The organism is Flavobacterium sp. UM26 (genome assembly GCF_057922445.1).
Window position 1 is genome coordinate 508,083 of the sequence record NZ_JBVHCY010000001.1, and the last position, 24,675, is coordinate 532,757.

At 34.5% G+C, this 24,675-nt stretch carries 19 protein-coding genes; 9 read left to right on the forward strand and 10 right to left on the reverse strand.

Features of this window, described 5'->3' with window-relative positions; all coding sequences use genetic code 11:
* Nucleotides 1-61: 61 nt before the first annotated feature.
* Nucleotides 62-1,858 carry a translation elongation factor 4 gene (lepA, locus tag ACZ1AQ_RS02265; RefSeq protein ID WP_489631319.1) on the forward strand — a complete coding sequence of 599 codons (1,797 nt, stop codon included), beginning with the start codon at nt 62-64 and terminating at the stop codon, nt 1,856-1,858.
* Between the two features lie 92 nt (nt 1,859-1,950).
* Here the strand turns inward: lepA and ACZ1AQ_RS02270 are convergent, their stop codons facing one another.
* Nucleotides 1,951-2,883, reverse strand: a complete 933-nt coding sequence (locus tag ACZ1AQ_RS02270) for a 1-phosphofructokinase family hexose kinase (RefSeq protein ID WP_489631320.1) — start codon at nt 2,881-2,883, stop codon at nt 1,951-1,953.
* Nucleotides 2,884-3,099: 216 nt separating this feature from the next.
* On the opposite strand from ACZ1AQ_RS02270, the gene ACZ1AQ_RS02275 reads away from it, so the two are divergent.
* Complete coding sequence (locus tag ACZ1AQ_RS02275; protein ID WP_489631321.1) at nt 3,100-7,152, forward strand: T9SS type B sorting domain-containing protein; 4,053 nt, start codon at nt 3,100-3,102, stop codon at nt 7,150-7,152.
* 108 nt (nt 7,153-7,260) lie between these two features.
* A complete protein-coding gene (gene thiL / locus ACZ1AQ_RS02280) occupies nt 7,261-8,307 on the forward strand; it encodes a thiamine-phosphate kinase (protein WP_489631322.1) in 1,047 nt (348 codons plus the stop codon).
* Between the two features lie 315 nt (nt 8,308-8,622).
* Here the strand turns inward: thiL and ACZ1AQ_RS02285 are convergent, their stop codons facing one another.
* From ACZ1AQ_RS02285 to purN, 4 genes are all read right to left on the reverse strand, one after another.
* Nucleotides 8,623-10,521 (reverse strand): amidophosphoribosyltransferase, encoded by a 1,899-nt coding sequence (locus tag ACZ1AQ_RS02285; RefSeq protein WP_489631323.1) that lies wholly within the window; start codon nt 10,519-10,521, stop codon nt 8,623-8,625.
* Between the two features lie 66 nt (nt 10,522-10,587).
* Nucleotides 10,588-11,511: a PfkB family carbohydrate kinase gene (locus tag ACZ1AQ_RS02290; protein WP_489631324.1), complete on the reverse strand. Its 924-nt coding sequence runs from the start codon at nt 11,509-11,511 to the stop codon at nt 10,588-10,590.
* A 97-nt stretch (nt 11,512-11,608) separates the two neighbouring features.
* Nucleotides 11,609-12,097 carry a ribonuclease HI gene (gene rnhA / locus ACZ1AQ_RS02295; RefSeq protein ID WP_489631325.1) on the reverse strand — a complete coding sequence of 163 codons (489 nt, stop codon included), beginning with the start codon at nt 12,095-12,097 and terminating at the stop codon, nt 11,609-11,611.
* Between the two features lie 58 nt (nt 12,098-12,155).
* On the reverse strand, nt 12,156-12,713 hold the full coding sequence (gene purN, locus ACZ1AQ_RS02300) for a phosphoribosylglycinamide formyltransferase (protein WP_489631326.1): 558 nt from the start codon (nt 12,711-12,713) through the stop codon (nt 12,156-12,158).
* 175 nt (nt 12,714-12,888) lie between these two features.
* Here purN and ACZ1AQ_RS02305 point away from each other — a divergent pair, with 175 nt between their 5' ends.
* From ACZ1AQ_RS02305 to ACZ1AQ_RS02330, 6 genes are all read left to right on the forward strand, one after another.
* Nucleotides 12,889-13,125, forward strand: a complete 237-nt coding sequence (locus ACZ1AQ_RS02305; RefSeq protein ID WP_007137004.1) for an acyl carrier protein — start codon at nt 12,889-12,891, stop codon at nt 13,123-13,125.
* Between the two features lie 188 nt (nt 13,126-13,313).
* Nucleotides 13,314-14,567, forward strand: a complete 1,254-nt coding sequence (gene fabF, locus ACZ1AQ_RS02310; protein ID WP_489631327.1) for a beta-ketoacyl-ACP synthase II — start codon at nt 13,314-13,316, stop codon at nt 14,565-14,567.
* A gap of 6 nt (nt 14,568-14,573) precedes the next feature.
* Complete coding sequence (locus tag ACZ1AQ_RS02315) at nt 14,574-15,314, forward strand: ribonuclease III family protein (protein WP_489631328.1); 741 nt, start codon at nt 14,574-14,576, stop codon at nt 15,312-15,314.
* A 114-nt stretch (nt 15,315-15,428) separates the two neighbouring features.
* Nucleotides 15,429-15,917 (forward strand): IPExxxVDY family protein, encoded by a 489-nt coding sequence (locus tag ACZ1AQ_RS02320; RefSeq protein WP_489631329.1) that lies wholly within the window; start codon nt 15,429-15,431, stop codon nt 15,915-15,917.
* A 5-nt stretch (nt 15,918-15,922) separates the two neighbouring features.
* Nucleotides 15,923-17,353 (forward strand): pyruvate kinase, encoded by a 1,431-nt coding sequence (gene pyk / locus ACZ1AQ_RS02325; protein ID WP_489631330.1) that lies wholly within the window; start codon nt 15,923-15,925, stop codon nt 17,351-17,353.
* 133 nt (nt 17,354-17,486) lie between these two features.
* Nucleotides 17,487-18,257 (forward strand): Bax inhibitor-1/YccA family protein, encoded by a 771-nt coding sequence (locus tag ACZ1AQ_RS02330; RefSeq protein WP_489631331.1) that lies wholly within the window; start codon nt 17,487-17,489, stop codon nt 18,255-18,257.
* Between the two features lie 34 nt (nt 18,258-18,291).
* Here the strand turns inward: ACZ1AQ_RS02330 and ACZ1AQ_RS02335 are convergent, their stop codons facing one another.
* From ACZ1AQ_RS02335 to ACZ1AQ_RS02355, 5 genes are all read right to left on the reverse strand, one after another.
* Nucleotides 18,292-18,807, reverse strand: a complete 516-nt coding sequence (locus tag ACZ1AQ_RS02335; protein WP_489631332.1) for a PAS domain-containing protein — start codon at nt 18,805-18,807, stop codon at nt 18,292-18,294.
* Between the two features lie 93 nt (nt 18,808-18,900).
* Complete coding sequence (gene dinB / locus ACZ1AQ_RS02340; protein WP_489631333.1) at nt 18,901-19,983, reverse strand: DNA polymerase IV; 1,083 nt, start codon at nt 19,981-19,983, stop codon at nt 18,901-18,903.
* A gap of 141 nt (nt 19,984-20,124) precedes the next feature.
* Nucleotides 20,125-20,610, reverse strand: coding sequence for a septal ring lytic transglycosylase RlpA family protein (locus tag ACZ1AQ_RS02345; protein WP_489631334.1), 486 nt, complete (start codon nt 20,608-20,610; stop codon nt 20,125-20,127).
* A gap of 62 nt (nt 20,611-20,672) precedes the next feature.
* Nucleotides 20,673-21,095: a hypothetical protein gene (locus ACZ1AQ_RS02350; protein ID WP_489631335.1), complete on the reverse strand. Its 423-nt coding sequence runs from the start codon at nt 21,093-21,095 to the stop codon at nt 20,673-20,675.
* A 101-nt stretch (nt 21,096-21,196) separates the two neighbouring features.
* Nucleotides 21,197-24,472, reverse strand: coding sequence for a TonB-dependent receptor (locus ACZ1AQ_RS02355; RefSeq protein ID WP_489631336.1), 3,276 nt, complete (start codon nt 24,470-24,472; stop codon nt 21,197-21,199).
* Between the last annotated feature and the right edge of the window lie 203 nt (nt 24,473-24,675).

Below are 24,675 nucleotides of genomic sequence, written 5' to 3' on the forward strand. Positions count from 1 at the left end.
CTTTGCGCTATATTTGCAGCTTGAAAGCGATATTTTTCGCCATTAATGACAGAGACACCGCATGAAACACATTAGAAATTTTTGCATCATTGCACACATTGACCACGGAAAAAGTACCCTTGCCGACCGATTATTAGGCGCTACGCAAACGGTTAGTGCTCGAGAAGAAAAAGCCCAATTGCTTGACAATATGGACTTGGAGCGCGAACGTGGCATCACGATTAAGAGTCACGCCATACAAATGGAGTACAAATACAAAGGTGAGGATTATATCTTGAACTTGATTGACACTCCGGGTCACGTGGATTTCTCCTATGAAGTTTCGCGTTCAATCGCCGCTTGCGAAGGAGCACTTTTGATTGTAGATGCGGCTCAAAGTATACAAGCACAAACCATTTCTAACTTATACCTGGCTTTAGAAAACGACTTAGAAATTATTCCTGTTTTGAATAAAGTCGATTTACCAAGTGCAAATCCTGAGGAAGTAAGCGATGATATTATTGATTTGTTAGGCTGTAAATTAGAAGATATTATTCACGCATCTGGAAAAACAGGTTTTGGTGTCGAAAATATTTTAGCTGCCATTATCGAAAAAATTCCTGCTCCAAAAGGCAACAAAGAAGAACCATTACAAGCCTTAATTTTTGACTCACATTACAATCCGTTCCGCGGAATTGAAGTTATTTTCCGTGTGGTAAATGGAGAAATCAAAAAAGGTCAAAAGATAAAATTTATGGCTACTGGCAATGAATATTTTGCCGACGAAGTAGGTACTCTAAAATTAAATCAAGTTCCCAAAAACGTGATTTCTACAGGAGATGTAGGATATTTGATTTCTGGAATTAAAGAAGCCAAAGAAGTAAAAGTTGGTGATACCATTACCGATGCCAAAACACCTACTACCAATATGATTACTGGTTTTGAGGACGTGAAACCAATGGTTTTTGCGGGAATTTACCCTGTAGATACAGAAGATTTTGAAGAACTAAGAGCTTCGATGGAAAAGCTACAGCTAAACGATGCTTCGCTAGTATTTACAGCTGAAAGTTCGGCGGCTCTTGGATTTGGTTTCCGTTGCGGTTTCTTAGGAATGCTACATATGGAAATTATTCAGGAACGATTGGAGCGTGAGTTCAATATGACCGTAATTACCACAGTTCCGAACGTTTCGTATTTGGCATACACCAAAAAAGAGCCTGAAACAGCTATTATCGTTAACAATCCATCCGATTTGCCAGAACCATCAAAATTGGATCGTGTAGAAGAACCTTTCATTAAAGCTACTATCATTACCAAAGCTGATTTTGTGGGTAACGTAATGAGTTTATGTATTGAAAAACGTGGTATTATCACGAATCAAACGTATTTGACCACTGAACGTGTGGAATTAAATTTTGATATGCCATTGGCCGAAATTGTATTCGACTTTTACGACCGTTTGAAAACAGTTTCTAAAGGTTATGCATCGTTTGATTACTCTCCTATTGGAATGCGTGCTTCAAAATTGGTTAAATTGGATGTATTATTGAACGCTAATCAAGTGGATGCGCTTTCTGCGTTGATTCACGAAAGCAATGCTTACACCATTGGTAAAAAAATGACCGAAAAATTGCGTGAGTTGATTCCGAGACAACAATTCGATATTCCGATTCAAGCAGCAATTGGAGCCAAAATCATTGCTCGTGAGACCATAAAAGCCTTACGTAAAGACGTTACCGCCAAATGTTACGGTGGAGATATTTCTCGTAAACGTAAACTTTTGGAAAAACAGAAAAAAGGTAAAAAACGTATGCGTCAAGTGGGAAATGTAGAAATTCCGCAAGAAGCGTTTATGGCTGTTTTGAAGTTGAACGACTAGAGCCCCCTAACCCCCGAAGGGGAAATTACAATATAGAGAAACCTGATGATGTAAAAATTATCAGGTTTTTTTCCCCTTTGGGGGCTAGGGGCTTATTTATCCTTCAACCATTCAAACAAACGCTGCGCATCAGATCCTTTGAACAATTGGGTTCCTTCGTTCATCGTGGCGGCTGAACCGCAAGCCACTCCCCATCGAATAACTTCTTTTAAAGGTTTATTTTGAGAAAGTGCCCAAACCATTCCTCCTACCATACTATCACCAGCACCTACTGTACTCTTTTTGGCGACATTGGGAGCAGGTACAAACTCATAATAGTCTTTGTTAACCAATACAGCGCCTTGTGGACCAAGAGACACCACCACTATTTCTGCACCTCCTTTGGCTATAATTTTCTTGGCTGCTTCGTTTACTTCTTCCATTTCAAGTCGTTCTTCGCCTATTAATTTGGCTAGTTCACCAACGTTTGGCTTGATTAAATAAGCGCCAACTTCAAGAACTTTTTCCAAAGCTTCTCCTGAAGTATCAATAATTAATTTTGAGTGGTTCTCTTTTGCAATATGGGCTACTTTTTGATAAAAATTGGCATTTAAGCCTTCATTCAAACTACCGCTAGCCACCAAAAATTTAGGTTTGAACTCCCCAATTTTAGCTAAAAATCGCTCACTTTCTTCTTCCGTTAACGAACCTCCTGTAAATCCAAATCGATATTGCGAGTTGGTATTGGTGTCTACTGCTACAAAACTTTCCCGTGTCCAACTCTTCACAGCCACAGCCTCACTGGCAATATTTTCTTTAGCTACTAATTCCTCTAACAATTGCCCCATTGCTCCTCCTGAAGTAAATAAGGCCATAGAATCTCCTCCCAAACGTGCAATAGCTTTAGAGACGTTAATTCCTCCTCCACCTGCATCGTATCTTGGCACTTCGCAACGAATTTTTTGTTCGGCAACTAATCCTTTAAAACTCGTGCTTTTATCTACTGCTGGGTTCACTGTTAGGGTCACTATATCGAATGCTTTCATTTTTTAAATTTTAATAGGTCTAAGTTGCAATTTAATCAATTTTGAAGTGATGCGCTAGTTGCTACTGTCATTTTGTAGTCAGTTGCTTGCGGAAAAATACATTATCGGTATAAAACAGAGATTTACTAAAACAAAAATAGATTCAATTTATTGATTATCAATTTTTTACTGTTTTGATTTGTATATTTGTTCATCACAAATAATACATTCAGAATTATGAGAAAAGCTCTATTTCTTGTTTTATTATTTTGTTCGGCACATTCTTGGTCGCAGGGCATTGTTGTGGATACAACAACTTTTAGCATTCCCGAATTGATTAGAAATGAATTGTTGAAAAATGCTTGTGCAGAAGAGAGCAACTTCAAATTTTCATCACGATTAGGAATTGGGAAGTTTAGTAGCACAAATCCTAATTTTCCGTTTCAAGAAGGTATTATTATTAGAAACGGAATCGCTAAATATAGTGAAGGACCTTATACCGGCATCAACGAAAGCAGTCAATTGAACATCAATGGCGATCCTGATTTACAAGTGATAAGTAACAGCAACGGACAAATTACTCCAATTACTGATGTGAGTTATATTCAATTTGATTTTACGCCAGTGTCCAGTAATTTTAGTTTTGATTTTTTGTTTGCGTCTAACGAGTATGGGGAGTTTCAATGTGGTTTTAGCGATGTTTTTGGTTTTATATTAACAGATCTCACCACTGGTATTGCTACTAATTTGGCTGTACTCCCCCAAACAAACCAAGCGGTATCGGTTTTAAATATTCGCGATAATCGCTATAATTCGTCGTGTATTTCTGCCAATCCTTCTTTTTTTGACAATTATAATGTTAGCAATCCTACTACTTCTGCAATTAATATGAGGGGCGAAACCAAGGTATTAACTGCCTCTGCAACAGTAGTTCCTAATCGGACGTATCAAATCAAATTAGCGATAGGTGACTACAACGATAGCAATTATGATTCTGCAGTTTTTATAAAAGGGGGCAGTTTTAAAACATCTATGAACTTAGGACCAGACCAAACTCTTTGTAAAGGAGAGCGCCTAATTCTTCATTCGGATTTAATTGGAAATTACAATTATAGTTGGACTTTTAATGGTATCGAAATCGCAGGAGAAACCAACTCTTCATTAGCTGTAACTCAAGCAGGAACCTATGGCGTGACGGCTACTCTTTCGGGCTGTATTATTAAAGACGAAGTGAATATTTTCGAATTGGCTTTGGCAGCTCCTAAAAACTTAGTTAATTGTTACAATACCAATGCAAGTTACGCTTTCGATTTAACACAAAATAATGCAACTACACTTGGGTTAGATCCTGCAGCCTATCAGCTTTTGTATTTTGACTCTTTGGCAAATGCCAATGGCAACGGTCCAGCTATTCCAACTAACCAATTGACCAATTATATCACTTCGGTCAACAAAACAATATACATCATACCCATTCATGTTACCAATAATACACTTTGCAATGATCTGATATCATTCGAACTACAAATTACGGCTCCGTTAAATACTATCAATCCACCTGATATTAAAGTATGCGATACCGCAAATGGACGAATCCCTGTTGATTTAACCAATAATGCTAGTATTATTTTAAATGGATTACCACCAACAGATTATACCTTATCGTATTACTTTAATTTAATTGATGCCAACAATAAAACTAATAGCATTAGTAATCCGGGTAATTTTATCACAACATTAGCCCAATCACCCCTTGCAATTTGGGTACGAGTAGAGAGCAACAATGAATCAAGATGCTATACCACAGTTTCCTTTGATGTAATTACTATACCTTTGGCCAATGTAGATCGAATAGCGGATGTTATTGCCTGCAATAGTTACACCTTGCCCAATATTAACAATGGAAAATACTATACCGGCCCTAACGCTAGTGGAACACAACTCAATATCGGCGATGTGATTACGACATCGGGCATTTATTATATATACAACGACCCTTCACCCAATTCTATTTGTAGTAATGAAACCTCTTTTTTGGTTACTTTGGCATATGACTTGTCTTTTTTGAAAGAAGGATGTGGACAGTATGTTGTTCCTGATGTACTTGTGGGTGACTTTTATACCCAATCCAGTGGCGGCGGAAACCTTTTACCAGCAGGAACTATTTTGACAACAAGTCAAATAATTTTTTACTATGCTGAAATTAATGGAGTAGTTTGTAGAGACGAAGCGGTGGCTATAACGGTATTTCCGCTACCACCTGTGGAGCAATTAGCTGATGTTGTAACATGCCACTCGTATGTTTTACCTACCATAACTAAAGGAAAATATTACACGCAACCGAGTGGTAATGGAACAAACTTAATCCCAGGAAGCAGTATATCATCCTCTCAAACCATTTACATATTTGCCGATGATGGACAATGTACTAATGAAACATCGTTTAAAATCGAGATCATTGATCCCTCTATTTTTGAACCAGTTAGCAGTTGTGGGTCATATATTTTGCCTCCACTTTCAATTGGCGGATATTATGATCAGCCCAGAGGCCAAGGCAATGCAATTCCTGCTGGAACACAAATTACTAGTTCGCAAACGGTATATTTTTTTGCAACTACTACCACTACACCCAATTGTACCGATACGCTAAAAATAGATATCACAATAAAACCTTTGCCCTTAATTGATAAACCCGATGATGTGTTTGCTTGTGAAGAGTATATTTTACCCGCTTTAACAAATGGAAAATATTACACCTTACCCAATGGAGGAGGAAACCAACTACAAGCAGGAACACGTATTACCATAAACCAAACGATTTATATATTTGCGTCTAGCCCCGAATGCAACAACGAACATGCGTTTAAAATTGAAATTAGGTCAAAACCAGTTGTTGATAATTTTACAGACATTATTTCATGCTCTAGTTTTCCTTTACCAAAAATAACAAATGGAACCTATTACACGGCTTCAGGAGGCAGGAACGGGGTTGGAACGGTAATTCCTGAAGGTACAATGATTAGCACTTCTCAAACTGTCTTTATTTATAATGAATGGAATGATTTTAAAACATGCAATAATGAATCTTTCTTTAAGATTAATATAAAAAAAGTAGATGTAGGAACATTCGCTGATGTAAACACTTGTGATAGTTATACCTTACCTACTTTAACTGTCGGAGGATATTACTTAAGTCCAAACGGCAAAGATCCAATCGCAGCGGGTACTGTATTAAAAAACTCCCAAAAAATATATGTTTTTGCCGAGGCTGGTAACCGGATCACTTGCACTAGTGAAACCTCTTTCATGGTGAACATCTCTAACACTCCGGTACTCCAACCTGCGCCAAATATTACTGCTTGTATTAGCTATATTTTGCCTCCTTTGAGTATTGGTTCTTATTATTCAAATACAAATAAAGGAGGAAAAGCATATAAAGCTGGCGATGAGATTACGACAAGTCAAAAAATATATGTTTATGCTGATTCAGCAACGAATCCCAACTGTTTCTCTGAGGTTTCTTTTGAAATCACCATATTTCCTTTGAAGGATTTAACGCCGCAACTTGCTTATATCTGTGTTGATTTTCAATCAGGTAATGTACTGCAACCCGCTTTGTTGTCCTCAGGATTAAATCCGAACGATTATAGTGTTGAATGGTATTCGTCTGGTATAAAAAAAGGTACAGGCATTGATTTTTCAACAACACAAGAAGGAGTTTATATTATGAGAAGTCAAAAAATAAATCCAAGTATTGGTGATGATTGCGGGTTCAATCCCACAACTTATACAGTCGAAAAATCAAGCCCTGCCGAGGCAACCATTACGGTTTCTAGTGCTTTTACTAACTCCATCGATATTATAGTAACGGTAAAGAATGGGTTAGGGAGTTATGAATTTAAACTTGATGATGGAAATTTTCAAACTGGCTCTATTTTTTATGATGTCGATTCAGGTGCGCATACTGTTACAATTAAAGATACAAAAGGAGGTTGTGATAATCGAGTTTTAGCGACAAATGTGTTGAAATATCCAAAATTTTTCACACCAAATAATGATGGTTTTAATGATACTTGGAACATAATAGATTTAGCAAACCAACCCAATGCCGTGATCCAAATCTTTGATCGCTATGGGAAATTTATCAAAGAAATCAAGCCATCAGGTCCAGGATGGGACGGAAATTACAATGGAAGACCACTACCATCAACTGATTATTGGTTTGTAGTTACTTATCTTTTAAATGGAGAACAACAAGTATTCAAATCGCATTTTAGTATGAAACGATAAGCGTCGTTCTAAGCCAAGAAACTTATTTGTATTGTAAACCTATACAAATTCACACGAAATTAGACTAACATCTTCGTACCTTTGCCTTTTTTAAAACCATAAATAAACATGATTGAAGATAAAAACCCTCAACGTACTAGTATTGCTCAATTAGGTGAATTTGGGTTAATCGACCATTTGACAAAAAACTTTGAAAGTAACCAAGAATCAACCCTAAAGGGAATTGGTGACGATGCAGCTGTTTTAGATTTTGGCACAAAAAAAACAGTGGTTTCAACCGATTTATTAATTGAAGGAGTACATTTTGATTTGGCCTATATGCCTCTGAAACATTTGGGATACAAAGCAGTTGTAGTTAATCTCTCTGATATTTGTGCTATGAATGCCAAACCTACACAAATCACTGTATCGGTAGCTGTTTCTAATCGATTTCCGTTAGAAGCGTTAGAAGAGTTATATGAAGGAATTACACGAGCAGCCAAAGCTTACAAAGTTGATGTCGTAGGTGGCGACACAACTTCTTCTCAAAAAGGAATGATTATTAGCATCACCGCTTTGGGTGAAGCAGATGAAAACGAAATCGTCTATCGAAACGGAGCCAAAGCAACCGATTTATTAGTTGTAACTGGAGATATCGGAGCTGCTTACATGGGGCTTCAAGTTTTAGAAAGAGAAAAACAAGTCTTTCAAGTAAATCCTAATTCACAACCTGATTTAGATGCGTATACTTATTTGATTGAGCGACAACTAAAACCAGAAGCAAGAACCGATATTAGTTCCTTATTACATGCCTTAGAAATAAAACCAACCGCTATGATAGATGTGTCTGATGGTATTTCTTCCGAGATTATGCATTTATGTAAACAATCCAATGTGGGCTGTAATTTATATGAAGAAAAGCTACCTTTAGATCCTCAATTTATTTCAGTATGCGAGGAATTCAATATTGACAGCACAACCATTGCAATCAATGGAGGAGAAGACTATGAGTTATTATTTACCATAGACATTACCGATTTTGATAAAATAAAAGGGAATCCCAACTTTACAGTTATCGGGCATATGACTGAATCGAGCGAAGGAATTCATTTAATCACTCGAGCTAATACTAAAATTCAATTAAAAGCCAGAGGATGGAATGCATTGAGTGAGTAATCATTTTAATTCCCAAAAAAAAGAGTCGTTTTCTAAATTTAAAACGACTCTTTTTTTTTGATGCGTATATACAGAAATTATCCTTAAAATAAATATAAAAAATAAACCCCAAAACAATACAATTGCCGGAAACAAAATAATTTAACGATTAAAATAAAAAAGGTGGAATTTCTTCCACCCTTTTTGCCCCAAATCTACCATAAACTTAACCTACTAATATTATGGTGATGTAAACTTACCGCAAAGCTATATTACTAACAATCTTTTCCGATGAAATGCACAAAAATCCGATTAAATGCACATTTTATGATTTCTTTAATACGCTCTAGCGTCTTTACCCTCATAAAAATTCATGAAAGCTCGATTGACAACACGGTTACCTCCTGGAGTAGGATAATTACCCGTAAAATACCAATCCCCTAAATTTTTAGGGCAAGCTATATGTAAATTTTCAACTGTTTGAAAAATAATTTTTACTTCCGCATTGATTTCAGAAGAACTTAACATTTCAGCGATTTTATCTGAAATTTCTTGCGGAGTGAATGGGTCGTAAATGGCAGTAACATAATTTACTACTTCAACATCTTTAAAGTTTTCTTGCGCTTTACACTTAGTATAAACTTCGTCAACTATATGATATAGATCTCTTTCTTTCAGCAATTCTAAAGCCGCTCTAAAAGCAATTAGTCCTTCTAACTTAGCCATATCAATTCCGTAACAATCAGGGTAACGAATTTGGGGCGCCGAAGAAACCACAACGATTCGTTTAGGATTCAAACGATCCATCATTTTGATGATGCTTTTCTTTAATGTCGTTCCACGAACAATACTGTCATCGATAATCACCAAGTTATCATTAGGCTGAACCACTCCATAAGTTACATCGTAAACGTGAGCCACTAAATCATCTCTACTACTATCTTCGGTAATAAAGGTTCTTAATTTAGCATCTTTAATAGCTACTTTCTCCGTTCGGATTTTAACAGCCAGCAATTCTTGTAAACTCTCAGTAGTTAACGTATTTCTATTGGCTAAAATGTAATTGTTTTTACGTTGATTTAAAAAATCCTGAGCAGCTTCTACCATTCCAAAGAAAGAGGTTTCTGCGGTATTAGGTATATATGAAAAAACAGTGTTATCAGTGTCAAAATCTATTGTTTCTAAAACAGCTGGCAAAACGAGTTTACCTAACATTTTTCGCTCCTGATAAATCTCTGCATCACTTCCTCTAGAAAAATAGATACGCTCAAAAGAACAAGCTTTTTTGGTAATCGCCGGAAGAATTTCTTGCATAGAAACGGTTCCATTCTTTTTAATAATCAACGCTTCACCTGGCTCAATTTCATGTACTTTTTCAAAAGGCACATTAAATACTGTTTGAATCACAGGACGTTCAGAGGCCACCACAACAATTTCGTCATCTTGGTAAAAATAAGCAGGTCGAATTCCAGCTGGATCTCTAAAAACAAAAGCGTCACCATGACCTAAAAGTCCCGCCATAGCATAACCTCCGTCAAGATTTTTAGCAGCGCGCTGTAAAATTTTCGCAACATCTAGTTTTTCAGCAATTACTGGAGAAGCTTCTCTTTTGTTTAGGCCATCATTTTTACATTCTTGATACAAATCGGTAACAGCGTCATCTAGGAAATGTCCTATTTTCTCCATTACTGTAACCGTATCTGCCATTTCTTTAGGATGCTGACCTAACTCTACCAAGTTCTCGAACAACTCTTTAACGTTGGTCATATTAAAGTTTCCTGCTAGAATCAAATTACGATGCATCCAGTTATTCTGACGTAAAAAAGGATGCACGCTCTCAATACTATTTTTTCCAAAAGTCCCATAACGAACATGCCCTAAAAACAATTCCCCTAAATAAGGAATATTGGCTTTTTGAAGTTCAACACTATCAGCATATTCTGGATGAATAGAAAGTTCTTCATTAATTCTAGAATTGATTTGGGCAAATACATCTTGAATAGGTTGTGCATGATTTGAACGCACTCGGCTGATGTATCTTTGACCTGGTTCAACGTCTAATTTTATACTTGCAAATCCAGCACCGTCCTGACCTCGATTGTGCTGTTTTTCCATAAGCAAATACATTTTTTGGATGCCATAAAAAGCAGATCCATATTTTTCCTTATAGTATTCAAGCGGCTTAAGAAGTCGTACTAAAGCTATTCCACATTCGTGTTGTAAAGCGTCACTCATGGTATTTATTGTTGTGTTGTATTAAATTGTGTATTAAAAAAAGCCCAGTTTCCTGAGCTTAAGTCATTATAGTTCGATATCAAATTGTGTCAAAGCCTTAAACTGTTTCAATCGCTGATTCACTTCATTTTCTTCTAAACCTACCATTCTTTCGGTTCCAAATTTCTCGACACAAAATGAAGCCAAATTAGAACCGTAAATGATTCCATTTTTCATGTTTTCAAATGATATATTTTCGCTTTGAGCGATATAGCCCGAAAAACCTCCAGCAAAAGTATCACCAGCCCCTGTTGGGTCATATACTTCTTCTAAAGGTAATGCTGGTGCAAAAAATACTTCGTTATTATGGAATAAAAGCGCTCCATGCTCGCCTTTTTTAATCACTACATATTTAGGTCCAAGAGTATGTATTTTGGCGGCCGCTCTTACTAATGAATATTCTCCCGAAAGTTGTCTAGCTTCTTCATCATTTATAGTAATTACATCTACCCGCTTAATTACATCAAGTAATTCAGGTAATGCACAATCCATCCAAAAATTCATGGTATCCAAAACAACTAATTTGGGTGTAGTTTCCATTTGATCCAAAACACTGCTTTGCACTAATGGATGAAGGTTACCTAACATTACCACTTCAGCATTTTTGAAATTTTGTGGGACTTTTGGTTGAAAATCAGCCAAAACATTAAGTTCTGTAACCAATGTATCTCTGGAATTCAAATCATTGTGATACAAACCGCTCCAAAAGAACGTTTTTCCTCCCTGAACAATCTCAATTCCAGATATATCAATATTTCTAGAAGTCAATAAATCTAAATGTTCTTGTGGAAAATCATCACCTACCACCGATACAATTGCAGATTGTAAGTTAAAAAAAGACGCAGACAGACCAATATATGTTGCCGCACCACCTAAAATTTTATCGGTTTTTCCAAAAGGAGTTTCAATTGCGTCGAAAGCTACTGTTCCAACAATCAATAATTTATTCATTTGCTGTGTTTCGAATTAAGGCGCAAAGATAGTTTATAAAGTGTAAAGTTGCAACGATTGAAAGAGGCAAAGAACCAAAACAAAAAATTACTAATTTTCAATTAGTTACATTATTTTTCTGTTCTTCATTTTCGTAGAAAGTGTCTATAGAAAGTTGCTTTTGTTGCGAAGCCATGACTGCCAATTGATCACAACGTTCATTTTGAGGATGATTATTATGACCTTTAATCCATTTAAAATCCACATGATGTTTACGATAAACTACCAAAAAACGTTTCCACAAATCCGCATTTTTCCTATTGATAAATCGTTTTTTCTCCCAACCAAAAACCCATTTCTTTAAGACAGAATCTACTACATATTTAGAATCCGAAATTACCAAAACCATAGTATTGTCATTCTTCAACTTCTCAAGACCTACAATAACTGCTAACAACTCCATCCTATTGTTTGTAGTTAGTCGAAATCCTTCATAAAATTCCTTCTTATATGGTTTTCCTACCCATTCCATGACCACGCCATAACCACCCGGACCTGGATTTCCTTTGGCCGCTCCGTCAGTATAAATATGAACTTGATGTGACATGTTATAAATATTTTTTTTTACTTATTAAGTTCAAAAATAATAACCATAAGCCTAGTCATTATAGTAAACTATTTATGACTGTTGGAAAATGTTTCTGTTCTAATTCATGAATCTTTACTGCTACATCTTCTGGTGTATCTTCAGAAGTTAGAGCAACAGAGGATTGAAAAATAATTGCTCCTTCATCGTAATTTTCATTAACATAATGAATCGTGATCCCTGTTTCCTTTTCTTTATGAGACACAACCGCTTGATGAATATGCATACCATACATCCCTTTCCCTCCAAATTTTGGCAACAAAGCTGGATGTATATTTATAATCTTATTAGGATAAGCATCAATTAGATTTTGAGGTACTTTTAATAAAAAGCCTGCTAAAACAATCAAATCAGGTTGAATTTGGTTTATTTCTTGCAATAAAAAACCTTCATTTAATTCTTGTTTTGAGAAAATTCTTGTAGGAATTGAAAATTTTGAGGCACGTTCAATCACTTTTGCAGACGGATTATTCGTTAAAACACTCACCACCTTAGCCTTTGAAGAATTTAAAAAATATTTTATAATATTTTCGGCATTTGTTCCCGATCCTGAAGCAAAAATTACAATTTTTTTCATGTTCAAACTCAATTTATTTTGCAAAAAACGGCATAAAAAACGAAATAAAATAGCATTGTATCCCCTTTGTTAAAATAAATTTTATTGTTTCTGCGATACATTTATTAACTAAATAGTGGTTTTAAAATAAAGTTTTTTATTTTTGCCAACAAATTAAATTCTAAAATTAAAGATTATGTCAGACATTGCATCAAGAGTAAAAGCGATTATCGTAGACAAATTAGGTGTTGACGAAAACGAAGTTGTAACAGAAGCAAGCTTCACAAATGATTTAGGAGCTGACTCATTAGACACTGTTGAGCTTATTATGGAATTCGAAAAAGAATTCGATATTCAAATTCCAGATGATCAAGCAGAAAACATTGCTACTGTTGGTCAAGCTATCTCTTACATCGAGGAAGCAAAAAAATAATAAATTACCACCCGTTTGCATTCTTTGTAAACGGGTGTTATTATTTTTACAATCAAATTAACACATAGAAGAGGATTTTTCCTCCTTAAAAATACATATATTGTAATACCCATGTCTCTTTTGTACTCTACATACAATAAAAGAATGCGTGGGTTTTATTTGTTTAAAGCTAACAAAACACATACGTTATGGAATTAAGACGAGTTGTAGTTACAGGATTAGGCGCACTAACTCCAATTGGAAATAACATCCAAGAATACTGGCATGGTCTTTTGAACGGAGTGAGCGGTGCTGCTCCAATTACATATTACGATACCGAAAAACACAAAACAAAGTTTGCATGCGAAGTTAAAAACTTCAATATTGAAAACTATATGGATCGTAAAGAATCTCGCAGACTAGATAAATTTGCTCAATATGCTATTGCCGCAAGTGATGAAGCAATAAAAGACGCTGGTTTAACAGACGATAATATTGACAAACAAAGAGTTGGCGTTATTTGGGGCGCAGGAATTGGTGGATTAGAAACTTTTCAAGACGAAGTAATGTACTATGCAAAAGGTGATGGAACACCAAAATTCAATCCCTTTTTTATTCCAAAAATGATTGCCGACATTGCTCCAGCCCATATTTCGATGCGTAATGGCTACATGGGTCCGAATTACACTACTGTTTCGGCCTGTGCTTCTTCTGCCAATGCATTGATTGATGCGTTTAACTACATCCGATTAGGTATGTGTGACGTAATTATTTCTGGAGGCTCTGAAGCAGCTGTAACAATTGCTGGTATGGGAGGTTTTAGTTCTATGCACGCTTTATCTACCAGAAATGAAAGCCCAGAAACAGCTTCTAGGCCTTTTGATGCAACCAGAGATGGTTTCGTACTAGGCGAAGGTGCTGGTGCACTTGTACTTGAAGACTATGAGCACGCCAAAGCAAGAGGCGCTAAAATTTATTGCGAAATTGGTGGTGGCGGTATGTCATCGGACGCATATCACCTAACTGCTCCACACCCAGACGGAATTGGTGTAATAGCAGTAATGAAAAACACACTTCGCGATGCAGGTATGAACCCAGAAGATGTCGATCACATCAATACTCACGGAACTTCTACCCCCCTTGGTGACGTAGCTGAATTAAAAGCGATTAGTGCAGTTTTTGGTGACCATGCAAAAACCATTAACATCAATTCTACAAAATCGATGACGGGTCACTTATTGGGTGCTGCTGGCGCTATCGAGGCTATAGCTTCTATATTAGCCATGCAACATGGAATCATTCCTCCAACTATCAATCATAGTGTGGTTGATGATAAAATTGACCCATCTTTAAACCTTACTCTAAATACACCACAAAAGAGAGAGGTGAATGTTGCTATGAGTAACACTTTTGGTTTTGGTGGACACAATGCATGTGTATTGTTTAAAAAATTAGTTGACTAATTACGTATGCGTATTTTAAAAAAAATATTTTCAAAATCCCGTTCTCTCGAAGACGGGATTTTTTTTACTGCTCTCGAAAAAATACTGGGTTTCCCACCGACAGACTTAGACCCTTACCGAAAAGCCTTTACCCATCGTTCTTCCAACAAAGTTGATAAAGAAGGCAATCCGATGAATTATGAACGATTAGAATTCTTGGGAGACGCCATGTTAAGTTCTGTTATAGCTGGCTATTTATTTAGTAAAGCACCTTATGGAGACGAAGGATATTTAACCAAAATGCGCTCCAAAATAGTAAGTAGAGAACACTTAAATGAGTTAGGAAAAGACTTAAACTTAATTCAATTCATCGAGAGCAAAGTACCCGTACAACACTTTGGAGACAACATTCATGGTAATATCTTTGAATCACTAATTGGAGCCATATACCTAGACAAAGGATATGTGTTTTGCGAAAAATTTATCAATTCGAGAGTCATCATTCCTTATGTAGACATCAGTAGGTTAGAAGGGAAAGTAATCAGCTACAAAAGCTTAGTTATTGAGTGGTGTCAAAAGGAAAAAAGAATCTTTCATTTTGATATCTTTGAAGATAACGCCATCGATGGGCAACGTTTGTTCGGTGTCAGATTAAGCATAGACGATAAAGTAATTGCCAAAGCAAGAGCTACTTCCAAAAAGAAAGCTGAAGAAAAAGCAGCCCAAAGAGCTTATTTTGCATTTCAAGAAAAAATAAACAAGAAATAATCTTATTTTTCTTAAAACTATATCGTTTTCGTTAACGTTTTAACAAAATCATATCATTCTTTCTTAGAAAATCTTCTATAGAAGTAGTACCTTTACTGCTAATTTATTTTTGAAATGGCTGTTCATAAAGTAAGTTTAGATGAATTTGAAGAAATAGATTATTCAATTATTGCCATACACAGTCCTTTAGAGGATTATCGTTTGGCATATTTTATTAATCTAGTCTTAAACATTAATCTTAGTAAAAGTCCAAAAGACATTTTGATTGATATTAAAGAAGGAAAATCTTTTTTCTCAAAATATTCTTTCTATGACTGTAAAAAAGATAGTACTTGGTATCTGATTCAAAACAAAAATGAAGTGATTCAGAGTGGTAATAAAAAAAAATCCAATCTATTTTTCGATCAAAATATTGAAATTTCTGCTCAAGTCTATTTAATACCAGAATTAAAAAAGGCAGACTATTTCTTAAAGATTGAAACTTGCCATAGCAATTTTAATATAATAAAAACAGTTGCTGATTTAAATACTATAGAAACCATAAGCATGGTATATAGTGTAAAAACAGAAACCATAAAATCTAAAAACAATTTAATTTTTTAATACCAATGCTTACAAACAAAAAAACGAAAATTGTAGCCACACTTGGGCCTGCATGTAGTACAAAAGAGGTCATCAAAGACATGATTGAGGCAGGAGTTAATGTATTTAGAGTAAACTTTTCGCATGCTGATTATGAAGATGTAAAAAAGAAAATTAGCATCATTCGTGGATTAAATGAAGAATTTGGATATACAACCGCAATTTTAGGTGACTTACAAGGACCTAAATTACGTGTAGGTGTTATGGAAGAAGGAGCGTTTGTAAATGAAGGTGATCTAATCACATTTACTACAGCAGAAGATATTATTGGAACTTCAAAAAAAGTTTTCATGAAGTATCAAAACTTTCCAAACGACGTTAATCCTGGCGAAAGAATACTTTTAGACGATGGAAAACTAATTTTTGAAATCGTTGAAACAGACAAAAAAAGCGAAGTAGTTGCCAAAGTTATTCAAGGTGGTGAGTTGAAATCGAAAAAAGGAGTTAACCTTCCTAACACTAAAATTTCTCTACCCGCTATGACTGAAAAAGATATTGCAGATGCAAAATTTGCAATTGAGCAACAACTAGATTGGATTGCACTATCTTTCGTTAAAACTCCAAGAGATTTACAAGATTTACAAGAATTAATTGCAGAACATTCTGAATTTAAAATCCCAATTGTTGCCAAAATCGAAATGCCTGAAGCATTAGAGAATATGGATAAAATTGTGGCTTTTTGTGATGCTTTGATGGTTGCTCGTGGTGATTTAGGCGTTGAACTTCCAGCTCACGAAGTTCCTTTGGTTCAAAAAGAATTAATCAGAAGAGCCAAAACAGCAAGAATACCAGTAATAGTTGCTACTCAAATGATGGAAACAATGATTACTAGTTTAACACCAACTCGTGCTGAAGTCAATGACGTTGCTAATTCCGTTATGGATGGTGCTGATGCAGTTATGCTATCAGGAGAAACAGCTACTGGAAACTATCCCGTTCAAGTCATTCAACGAATGACACAAATATTAGAAGCTGTCGAAGACTCTCCGCTTATTAATGTTCCCCAAAATACTCCACAAGTAAAAACCAATCGTTATATCACCAAAACAATATGCCACCATGCTGCAATGATGGCCAATTCAATTAATGCTAAAGCGATTTGTACATTGACCAATAGTGGTTATACTGCTTTCCAAATTTCAGCGTGGAGACCAAATGCACATATCTTGGTATTTACTTCAAATAAGCGCATCCTTACGCAACTTAATCTATTATGGGGAGTTAAATCTTTTATGTACACCAAAGATGTTAGCACAGATGACACTGTAACTGATGTCAATGAAATTGTAAAAGAGAAAGGTTTTGTGAAAAAAGGAGATTTCCTAATCAATTTAGCAGCAATGCCAATCAAAGATAAAGGAATGGTTAACACCTTGAGAGTTTCTGAAATAGCATAATTCTTAAAGTTATGAATCATATAACGCTCCATTTTTTGGAGCGTTTTTATTTACATTTTATTTCAAAATAATCAAGAGTATTTATATCTTTAACCATCTTAAATTTTCATTCCATAATAACAAAACTACACTTATGGCTTTTAACAATTCTAATAATCCGTTTTTAAACAACAAAACATTTAAAAATCAAGGCAATTCAAACGAAGTGCATCAAGCAACAATCATTGGCTATGATTCAGAAATGTCCTTAACTGGAACCATAAACAAAAGCCTCATCCTTTTTTTACTACTTACAGCAGCAGCTACAATTACTTGGTGGATGGCATTTAATGAGATGAATCCAATTGTTCCTGCTTTTGGAGGAGCCATAGTTGGATTAATTCTGGTAATAATCGCAGCATTTAAACCACAATTATCCCCCTATTTAGCACCTGGATATGCCGTCTTTGAAGGACTTTTTATCGGAGGTGTTTCAGCTATTTTTGAGATCAAATATCCTGGTATTGTACTACAAGCTGTAGGCGCAACATTTGTAACATTCTTAGTTTGCCTAGCCCTTTATAAATATAAAATTGTAAAAGTCACAGAGCAATTCAAATCTGTGGTTATTGCAGCTACCTTGGCAATTGCAACCTATTACTTAATTTCTTGGTTGTTTTCGATGTTTACAAGCTTTACCCCTATACATTATGACAACTCACTTATGAGTATTGGAATAAGTGCGTTTGTTATCATCATTGCTGCATTGAATTTGTTTTTAGATTTCGACAGAATCGAACAAGGAGTAAATCAAAGAATGCCAAAATATATGGAGTGGTATGGAGCTATGGGATTATTAATTACCCTTGTATGGTTGTATATAGAATTCCTTAGACTACTTTCGAAAATATCAAGTAAAGACTAGTACAAAAAAGCCTTTCGAATGAAAGGCGTTTTGCTTAAATAGCTCTTTCAAAAGCAATAAAATGTGTTACTTCACCTTTCTTGTTAGTGATAGGATAACTTTTAATCAAGCAATCATACGTTTTTCCGTTTTTTTTATAGTTCACTACTTGTGATTCAAAAGGCAATTTTTGATTAATTTTTTCACGAATCTGTCTTGATACTGCTTTATTGGTTTTTGCGCCATGAAACATTTTGGGACTATTCCCAATGACTTCACTCTCAGAATAACCATTCATTTTTGATAAATTATTAGAGGCAAAAACAATTTTCAAATTGGTATCAGTCACAATAACAACCTCTTCTAGAAGTGCATTTCTAAGATTTTCGCCATCAGATTGAAGATTGTTTTTTGGTAAAATTTCACACAAACGATTAAAATCTCCGAATGATTTTTTGACACTTCCCAAAAATTCTTCATGAAAACTCATGGATAAAACCGAGGTAGTTTTAAGAGCTAAAGTATTAAAATACTTGGCTTTAGCACTTTCATATTCACTAATATTCAACATCTTCAAGTAATTTAATTTATCAAATGTAACTGATTTTTAAAATCTAACATTACAATTTTCATCATTTAACTGTTGTTGAACAACATAAATACACTAAAAATCAAACTGAAGCTGTACTGCAACAGTTTTCTTTTGCTCTGTATTTAAATTACTTAAGGCAATACCTAATAACCGAACAGAATCTTTTAATCGTTCCTGATACAACAACTCTTTTACTATATCAAAAATTAAATTTCTATCGGATACAAAATAAGGCATAGTTTTGCTCCTTGTTTGTAGTGAAAAATCGCTATACTTGATCTTTAAAGTAATTGTTTTTCCAGAAATTGCATGTTTTTGTAAACGCTTCTCAATCTGAAACGCAATAGATTCTAATTGATCAAGCATAAAAATCTCTGAGGATAAATTCACTTCAAAGGTATGTTCTGCTGCTACAGATTTAGTAGTCCGTTTAGGTTGAACTGGACTATTATGTACTCCTCTAACAACGTCATAATAATATCGTCCGGATTTACCAAAATGTTGCTCTAAAAACTCTACTGATTTATTTTTTAAATCTAACCCTGTAAAAATCCCTAATTGAAACATTTTATCAGTAGTTACCTTCCCTACTCCATAAAACTTTTGAATAGGTAAGTTTTCTAAAAAGGGAATAATTTCATCACCACTGACCGTTTTTTGCCCATTAGGTTTGTTGTAATCGCTAGCAACCTTTGCAATAAATTTATTTACAGAAATTCCAGCTGATGCTGTAAGACCCACTTCGGATAAAATTCTTGCTCTAATCTCGTTGGCCAACAAAGTCGCACTAGGATTTCCTTTTTTATTGTGTGTAACGTCTAAATATGCTTCATCCAAAGAAAGCGGTTCAACAAGATCGGTGTACTCGTAAAATATACGTTGGATTTGTCTAGAAATCTCTTTATAACGATCAAATCGAGGTCGTACAAATATTAAATCAGGACAATATTTTTTTGCCAAAACACCACTCAAAGCACTACGAACTCCAAACTTTCTTGCTTCATAACTGGCAGCAGATACTACACCTCTATTTTCGTTGCCTCCAACAGCAATAGGCTTACCTTTCAAGCTAGGATTATCCATTTGCTCTACAGAAGCATAAAAGGCATCCATATCAATATGAATTATTTTTCGTTGAAAATTGCTAGTATCCATCCTCAAATATATTCATTATCAACATAAAATTAAACAGCTTTACCAAAAACAAAAAAGCCTAGAATTTGAAGTTCTAGGCTTTATGAAATAAAATATTTTGTTTGGATAATTTCTAAAATAAACCAATAATAAAGATGTTGCTTACTTTTTTACAATAGTTTCTATTGTTACTTTCATAGATCCAGCACCTTTGGATGATGCAATAGCCATGAATGCTTTTTTAGACAAATCTATTTCTCTAGATCTAACAAACGGACCTCTATCATTAACTTCTACAATAACAGATTTCCCATTTGCCTCATTAGTCACTCTTATTTTGGTTCCAAAAGGTAATTTTTTATGAGCTGCTGTCATTTTATGCATATCAAATTTTTGTCCGCTCGCCGTTCTTCGACCATGAAACTTATCAGCATAATAAGAAGCATGCCCATTTTTTTTGTACAAAACATACTTCACATTAGGATCAAAGACAGTATCTTTTATCAAGGTTTGAGGTAAAAGATTGGACTTTTCTTTTTTTATGGTGTCTTTGGAATTAGTCACTTTTTCTTTTATCAAAGAAGGAGCCTGACTATATACTATTCCGATGACAACAAATAAAAAAAGTATGGCTAATAATTTTTTCATTTAACTTTTTTTAAATTAATACTACTTTAAAACTACTGACTTTGATCAGTAGTTTTAAAAAATTAAAGCCATAGAGACCAAGGTATTCTACTCAAGATTAGAAGCAAACCTAAGCCATAAAAAATAGCAAATATTTTAAATTTAGCCGAGGAATCAGTTAGTTTTTTATGTTTTGACCAACCTATAGTAATCAAAACAATAGCAATAATATTAATTAAGGGATGCTCTAATGAAGTTAATCGCAATGCTTTATCAGACATTTGTCCAAATGAAGCTAAGCCTAGAGGAGAAACAAAATAGGTAATCAAACCAATAACTAACTGAAGATGAGTAAAGATTAAAGCAAACAAGCCTATTTTTCGATCTTTTGCGGTAAAGTCTTTTTTGGAAGATAAACCAAGTAGTGCATTAACTACCGCTACTACTAAAATTAACAATACTAAATAAGCCCAGCCAGAGTGAAATTTTTGTATAAATTCGTACATATAATATCTGTTTTAGAATTTCAAATATATGAAAAAAAAGGGGTAAAAAAAACCCTCAGTTCTATTTGAATGAGGGTTTCTTTGAAAATTAATCAACAGAATTAATTAAAAGTATAACGAACTCCAGTTTGAATTTGCCATCTTGATGAATTAAGTCCAACATCATCAACTTGATTAATGTTGTTAGCAACAGCAGGGTTGTAATTGAAAGTTGGTGTATTTGTACCAGCAACAAAACCAATTTGTTGTAATAACAAAACTTGATCATTACTAACAAAATATCTTTTACCCCAATTTTTATTCAATAAATTTGTAAAATTGAAAATATCAGCGGTAAATGCAATTGAATGTTTCTTCTTACCAACATTAATGGTGAAATCTTGTGTAAATTTTAAGTCAACAATATGACTTGTTTTTAATCGATCTCCATTTCTTTCAGCATAATTTCCTTTTCTACTTCTAAGATATTTATTACCTTCAATAAAGGCACTTAGAGCTTCCCATTGTTGGTCAGGAGTTAAGGTATTACTTGAAGTAGATACTAAGTTAATCTCACTTTTACTTGCTGGCACATATATCAAAGCTGAGTTTTGAAAAGTATCTTGCAATAAACGTCCGTTATCATTATACACATAACTAAATGGAGTACCTTGAGCTCCCTCATAAAAAGCACCAATAGTAGTTTTAGTAAAATTAGACCATTTAAATGTAGCAGTACCATTAACAACTATTCTTCTTCCTTGATCAAAATCAGATCTAGAAAGAGTTGGATAATTTGCTCCATTTACTGTCTCAGTAAAATTCCATTGAGAACTATTTTGAGAAGAAGTAGCATCAACTAAAACTGTTGACTTACCATAGGAATAAGTACCTGAAACACTTCCGTCAATAAAATCAGATCTGAAGTTTTTAGCCAAAGTAAATGAATAATTGTATGCACTACCATCACTTGTATTTGAAGCTAAATAAACTCCTAAATATGTATTGTCAACTCTATTATTTCCATTATAACGTGGTCTTGTATCAGCTCCAGTTAAATTACTAGATGCTGATCTTATATTTAAATTTTCGTACTTAATTGCATAAATATTAACATTGTAAGTAATTTCAGAACTTAAAACAAAACCAAATGGAAGTTTTTGATCTACTGCAAAACTTGATTTAAAAACTTGTGGTAATCTAAAATCTTTTGCAAAAAGATCTATATTCCCACCTTTCCCACCACTTCCTGGACGAGGAACAGATGCAGGCAATCCTGTCATTTGACTACCAACAGAAGGATTTGGATTAAATGTTGGCACAGTAGCAGCTGTAGTTAATTGTACTGATCCTTGTGTAATACCATTATTATTGTAAGTCCCTCCAGGCCAAACAAGAGGTAATCTCGAGGTAAAAACTCCAAGTCCCCCTCTAATCTGAGTTGATTTATTACCTTTTACATCGTAGTTGAAACCTAAACGTGGCGCAACATGTACAGTATTTGCAATTGCTTGCCCAACTCGAGCCCCTTTCAGATCTTTACCTGCAGCTTGCAATAACCCAATTGTACGATTATTGAAATCATCATTTACTAAACCATTTTCCCAAACCGGCATATCAAGTCTAAGTCCAAACGTAAACCTAAAATTATCTGATACTTTCATTTCATTCTGAACATATACTCCAAATTGTTTAGCACCAAATTCTGCTGCTCCAAGAGAATTATCTCCATCACCTCCTATTAACGAATAGTTTAAAAGGTATCTATTAGCTTTTCTATCATTTATAAAATCATCGAAGTTACTAAATCTATATGATCCAAAATTATTATTAAAAAATACATTCTTAGATTTTGAAAACTCATTATGCGTCCCAATTGTAATCGTATTGATACCAGCTTGTATCTCAAAATTATCTGTAATTGTCAATACATCTTGATTTAATAAATTAGCTGTTGAAGAGGCCTCTGCTCCAAAGAAAATACTCCCTGGACCATCAACAATCTGTACTGTTGGAAAAGGAGTACCTGATGCATCACGATCGTCACGAACTCCAGTGTAAGCAACAACTAAATTATTTGAATACTTGTTACCAAATTTAGAGCTTAACTCTATAGAAGTTGAATTTGTAGTTGAATTAAATAGTTGACTACCATTAATAAAACTGATCGCAGTAGCCGAAGATCTACTTGGAGCAAAATTTTCAGCTTTAACATAACTATGCTTTACTGACAACTTATGATTATCATTAATATTCCAATCTAATTTTGCAATTAACTTATCGCTTATCAAAGTTCTAACGTTATTCTCGTATGAACCTGGATCATAACCATATGTAGCTAATTTTGCTCTTAATTGCTCAATTCTTGTTAAAGCAGTTTGTGGATTAAATGGAGACCCACCTATACTTCCTGTATATGTTGCTATATCGAAAGGTTGTGGTGTCTCATTATCCTGTCTTTCGTAATTTATAAAATAAAATAACTTGTCTTTCAAAATTGCACCACCTGCACGAACTCCATAAGTTTGAGCAGAAAAATCCGCTAATTTTTTTCTTCCAGCTGTTCCTGCCAACGATGGTGGAGTTTTTGCAGCTAGATTTTCATCTCTATTTAAGAAATAAGCCGAACCTTCAAAATTATTTGTACCAGATCTTGTTATTGCACTAATAGCTCCTCCTGCAAAACCAGAAAGTTTTACATCAAAAGGAGAAACACTCACTTGAAACTGCTCGATTGCGTCAATCGAGATAGGACTCACCCCAGTTTGACCTCCATTTGTTCCATTTGCCGCAAGACCAAAAACATCATTACTTACCGCACCATCGATATAAATAGCATTAAATCTATTGTTTTGACCACCTATCGACAATACATCATCACCTCTTAATTGTGCTTGTGGAGTTAATCTAGCAAAATCAGAAATATTTCTTGACAAAGATGGTAAGGCATTAATTTTTCTTGAATCCACAATAGTTTGTGAACCTGTCTTTCTTGAATTAAAAGTATTATCTCGCGAAGATTTAACTACAACTTCTTTCAACTCATTAGACTCACTTGCTAGAGAAACCTTAATACTTTTTGATTCTCCCAATTGAAGGTTTACGTCATTATCTTTATAAGCCTTGAAACCAACATAAGAAATCGTAATTTCATAAGGTCCTCCAACTCTCATGTTTGAGATTCTGTAATTTCCAGTAAAATCAGTAGTTGTACTGTAACGAGTTCCTGATGGTGTGTGTACCGCCAAAATTGTTGCTCCAGGTAATGGCTGAGGATTCTTGTCATCATCATAGACTACACCATTAATTGAAGATGTCGTATTTCCTTGTCCATAAGCATCAGGATTTGAAAATACAAAAAATGCAAGTAATAAAAATAACTTAAATAGATTTTTCATGCTTTTTTGTTTGATTAATATACTTGGCAAAATTCCAACTTTTAAGACAATTTTATGTTAATTTAATGTTAATAAGAAATAGTTAAGAGTTCATTTATAAACATTTAGCATATTAAACACTTTTGTGTTAAAAAAATGAAAAATTGTTATGAATGCATACTATTTTTTGGAATTATGTGCTTTTTGAAACATTTTTAATTGAT